This window comes from Streptomyces phytophilus, from assembly GCF_013870535.1.
GTDB lineage: Bacteria > Actinomycetota > Actinomycetes > Streptomycetales > Streptomycetaceae > Streptomyces > Streptomyces phytophilus.
Genome location: NZ_JACBXC010000486.1, coordinates 1 through 4,243 on the forward strand (window position 1 = coordinate 1; position 4,243 = coordinate 4,243).

Below are 4,243 nucleotides of genomic sequence, written 5' to 3' on the forward strand. Positions count from 1 at the left end.
TTGTCCCGGGCCCTGGGCAGCCGCGGGGCGGCCCACCGCCTGCGGCGGCCCTCGTACACGGCGGCGCGGACGAAGTCGTCCAGCCGCAGCACCTTGCCGTCCGCGACCAGGTCCAGCGTCTCCTTGGGGAAACCGGGCGGTCCCGTGGTGACGTAGCCGAGGGTGGCGGTGGAGGCGTCCGGGTACCGCAGCACGACCTGGAGGTGTTCGCCGCCGGGCGGGCCGGCCGCGTGCACCGAGACCGGGTCGGCGCCGAGCAGCCAGCCCGCCGTGTCGATGAAGTGCCCGCCCTCGCCGGTGAACCGCGTGCCCTCGGTGTCCTGCCGGAGGTACCAGCTGCCGTTCTCCAGCCGGCCGGCGTTGACCAGGTAGCGGAGGCTCGCCGGGCCCTTCCGGGCCCCGAACTGCTTTCTCGCCTCCCGGAGCAGGGGCGCGAACCGGCGGTTGAAGCCCACCTGGAGCCGGTCGTTGCCGGATTCCTCCACCGCCGCGAGCACCCCGGCCAGCTCGTCCTCGGTGAGGGCCAGGGGCTTCTCCACGAACACCGCCTTGCCGGCCAGCAGCGCCCTGCGGGTGAGTTCGGCGTGCGAGCTGTGCCGGGTGACCACGAACACCGCGTCCACGGACGGGTCGCCGAGCACGGCGTCGAGATCGGTGGTGGCCTCGGCGAAGCCGAACTTCCGCCGGGCGTTGGCCGCAGACAGCGCCGTGGTGGTGACGACCGTGCCCAGCTCCACCCCGTCGAGCGGCGAGAGGTGCGGCAGGAGCATCGACGTCGCGTAGTTGCCGGCGCCGACGAACGCCAGCCGCACCGGCGCCCCGGCGGACCGGACCGGGGTGCGCACCGCGCCGTCGCGCGCGGGCACCGCCGCGGGCACGGCCGCCGCCGGCGCCTCGGTCCGACCGGTGTGCCCGGGATAGCGGAACAGCACGGCCACGGCCTTGAGGCCGCCGTCCTTCAGCCGCCGGTACGTCGCGACGGCGTCGGCGAAGTCGGCGGTGTGGGAGGCCAGGGGCTCCACGTCGACGCGGCGGCGGGCGAGGAGGTCGAGGAAGCAGGCCAGGTTGCGGCGCTCGGTCCAGCGCACGTAGCCGATCGGGTAGTCCCGCCCCTCCAGCTCGTACGCCGGGTCGTAGCGCCCGGGGCCGTACGAGCGGGAGAAGCGGACGTCCAGCTCCTTCTCGTAGAACGCGTTCCACGGCAGGTCCAGGCGGCACTTGCCGATGTCGACGACCCGGCCGCGGTCCCGGCTCAGCCGGGCGGCCAGCTCGACGGGCTCGTTGGAGCCGCCGCCGGCGGCCAGGTACACCTGGTCCACGCCGTGGCCGCCGGTCAGCTCGGCGACGGTGGCCTCCAGGGCCGCGGAGGCGGGAGCGCCGCAGTCCGCGGCGCCCAGGCGCACGGCGAGTTCGCAGCGCTCCGGGTCGGGGTCGGCCCCGACGACGCGGACACCGGCGGCGACCAGGAGCTGCACCACCAACTGCCCGATCAGGCCGAGGCCGACGACCAGCGCGACGTCGCCGAGCTGCGGCTCACCGCGGCGAACACCGTGCAGCGCGATCGAACCGACCGTGCCGAACGCGGCATGCCGCGGCGCAAGTCCGTCCGGCACCGGGGCGTAGAGGTTCCTGGGCACCCAGTTCAGCTCGGCGTGCAGCGCGTGCTCGTTGCCGGCGCAGGCCACGAGGTCGCCGGCCTGCACGTCGTCGATCCCGGTGCCGACCTGCTCGACGACCCCGCACAGCGAGTAGCCCAGCGGCGTGTAGGAGTCCAGCTTGCCCATCACCTTGCGGTAGGTGGCGGGCACCCCGTTGGCGGCCACGCTCTGCACCACCTTGGCGACCTGGTCCGGCCGGGAGCGGGCCTTGCCCAGCATCGACATCCCGGCCTCGGACACCTTCATCAGCTCGGTCCCGGTGGAGATCAGCGAGTACGCGCTCCGCACCAGCACGCCGCCCGGACCGCAGCCCGGCACCGGCACGTCGAGCAGGGCCAGCTCGCCGCTCCTGTAGTTCTGCACTACCTGTTTCACCCGAACTCCTTGGAGGTCGCGCCGCGATACCAGTACTCAAGGGTCAGTACGTGCCACAGCTGCTTGGAGAAGTCGCGCTGCCCGGCGGCGTCCTCGGCGACGAGCCGCTGCAGGGCCTCCCGGCGCAGGAACCCGTTCTCGACGAGCACGCCGTCGTGCACCACCTCGCGCAGCAGCGGTGCCAGGTCCCGGCTCATCCAGGCCCGCAGCGGCGCGCTGAACAGGCCCTTGGGCCGGTAGACGATCTCCCGGGGCAGGACCGACGCGGCCGCCTCCTTCAGGACGGCCTTGCCCTGCCGCCCGACGATCTTGCGATCGCCGGGCACCGTGAACGCCGCCCTGACCACGTCCACGTCCACGTACGGCACCCGCACCTCGGTCGACGCGGCCATGCTGGCGCGGTCCGTGTACGCGAGGTTCAGGCCCGGCAGGAACATCCGGGCGTCGCCCAGGCACATCCGGTTGACGAAGTCGTCGAGGTCGTTGTCCCGGTAGACGTCCGCGTGCTCGGTGAGCACGTCCTCGACGGTCCCGGCCAGGTCCGGGTCGATCAGGGCGAGCAGCTCCTCCCGGTCGTACATGGTGTAGCTGCGCCGGAACGCGGTCTCCTCCGGCAGCTCGGCGAAGGACAGGAACCGCTTCGCGAAGCGCACGGAGCGGTAGCCCCGGCGGGCCGTGGCGACCGGCAGCCGGTCGACGGCCGCGGCCACCCCGCGCCGCAGGGGGCGCGGGACGCGCTGGTAGCGCAGCGCGAGGAGGTTGGCGAGGTGCTTGCGGTAGCCGGCGAACAGCTCGTCGGCGCCCATCCCCGAGAGCATCACCTTGACGCCGGCGTCCCGGGCGGCCGAGCAGATCAGGAACGTGTTGATCGCGGCGGGATCGCCGATCGGCTCGTCCAGGTGGTACGCCATCCGCGGCAGCAGGTCGCGCACCTGCGGGGCGATCTCGATCTCGTGCAGGTCGACCCCGAACCGCTCGGCCACCCGCCGGGCGTGGCGCAGGTCGTCCGGCATCGCCTCGAACCTGGCGTCCTCGGGGCGGAACCCGATCGTGTACGCGGAGATGCCGGGCCGGTCCCGGGCCGCCAGCGCGGTCAGGTAGCTGGAGTCGAGGCCCCCGGAGAGGAAGGTCGCCACGGGCACGTCGGAGAGCAGGTGCTTGCGGGTCGACTCCTCGACGACGGCGGCCAGGTCGGGCCGCTCGCCGCCGCGGGCCCGCTCCCCGGCCTCGGCGGCGACGTCCTTCAGCTGCCAGAACCGGCCGCGCTCCACCCGGCCGTCGGGCCGGCACCGAAGCCAGCTTCCCGGCGGCAGCTTCTGGGCCTCGCGGAAGGCGCAGCGCGAGTCCGGCACCCAGTAGTACAGCAGCGAGGCCACCAGGGCCGCGTGGTCCACCTGGAGCGATCCGCCGGTCACGGCCGCGAGCGCCTTCAGCTCGGAGGCGAACAGCAGGCCCGTACCCCGCCGGAGCCAGAACAGCGGCTTGATGCCCAGCTGGTCGCGGGCGAGCACCAGGTCGCCGGTGCGCTCGTCGAAGATCCCGAAGGCGAACATGCCGCGCAGCCGGGGCAGGCAGTCCGTGCCCCAGCGCCGCCAGGCTTGGAGGAGCACCTCGGTGTCGGAGGTGCCGCGGAAGCGCACGCCGGCGGCTGCCAGTTCGCCGCGCAGCTCGGGCGCGTTGTACAGCTCGCCGTTGTACGTCAGGGCCAGGCCGTCCGAGACCATCGGCTGGGCGCCGGTCTCGGACAGGTCGACGACGGCCAGCCTGCGGTGCCCGAGGTGTACGTCGCCGTCGCCGGCGGCGTGGCTGTAGTGGCCGGATCCGTCGGGGCCGCGGTGGGCGAGGGTGTCGGTGAGCCGGCGGGCCACGGCCTTCCCGTCCGGCCACCGGTACGCGCCTGCGATGCCGCACATGTCCTACCGGGCCTCCTGGTCGCCGTCGGAAAGCCGTGCCGCCGGCGTCGACCGCCGTATGCCCGCCCCGTTCTGCGGGGCCCGGGGCGCGTACGCGCCGCGCAGCGCGGTGTGCAGCCCGTCCCACAGCGTGCCGTCGGTCCGATCGCGTGGATCGGGGTCGATCACCACCACGCCGATCACGGGGATGTGCAGGTCCGCGAGTTGCCGCGCCACGGTGTGCAGCCAGGCGGCGCTGCTGTGCCCGGCGCGTACGACGAGCACGCTGCGGCTGCCGAGGTACCGCAGGTCGGTCCA

At 73.9% G+C, this 4,243-nt stretch carries 2 protein-coding genes and 1 pseudogene; all 3 read right to left on the reverse strand.

The annotated features are described in order from the left end of the window. Positions 1-2,033: bi-domain-containing oxidoreductase (locus tag H5J30_RS19750; RefSeq protein ID WP_181788739.1), on the reverse strand; the 2,033-nt coding region annotated here is incomplete at its 3' end. Next, a complete protein-coding gene (gene asnB / locus H5J30_RS19755; protein ID WP_181788740.1) occupies positions 2,030-3,946 on the reverse strand; it encodes an asparagine synthase (glutamine-hydrolyzing) in 1,917 nt (638 codons plus the stop codon). The genes H5J30_RS19750 and asnB, both read right to left, overlap by 4 nt. 3 nt (positions 3,947-3,949) lie before the next feature. Further along, positions 3,950-4,243, reverse strand: a pseudogene (locus H5J30_RS19760) (Wzz/FepE/Etk N-terminal domain-containing protein); the annotation flags it as partial.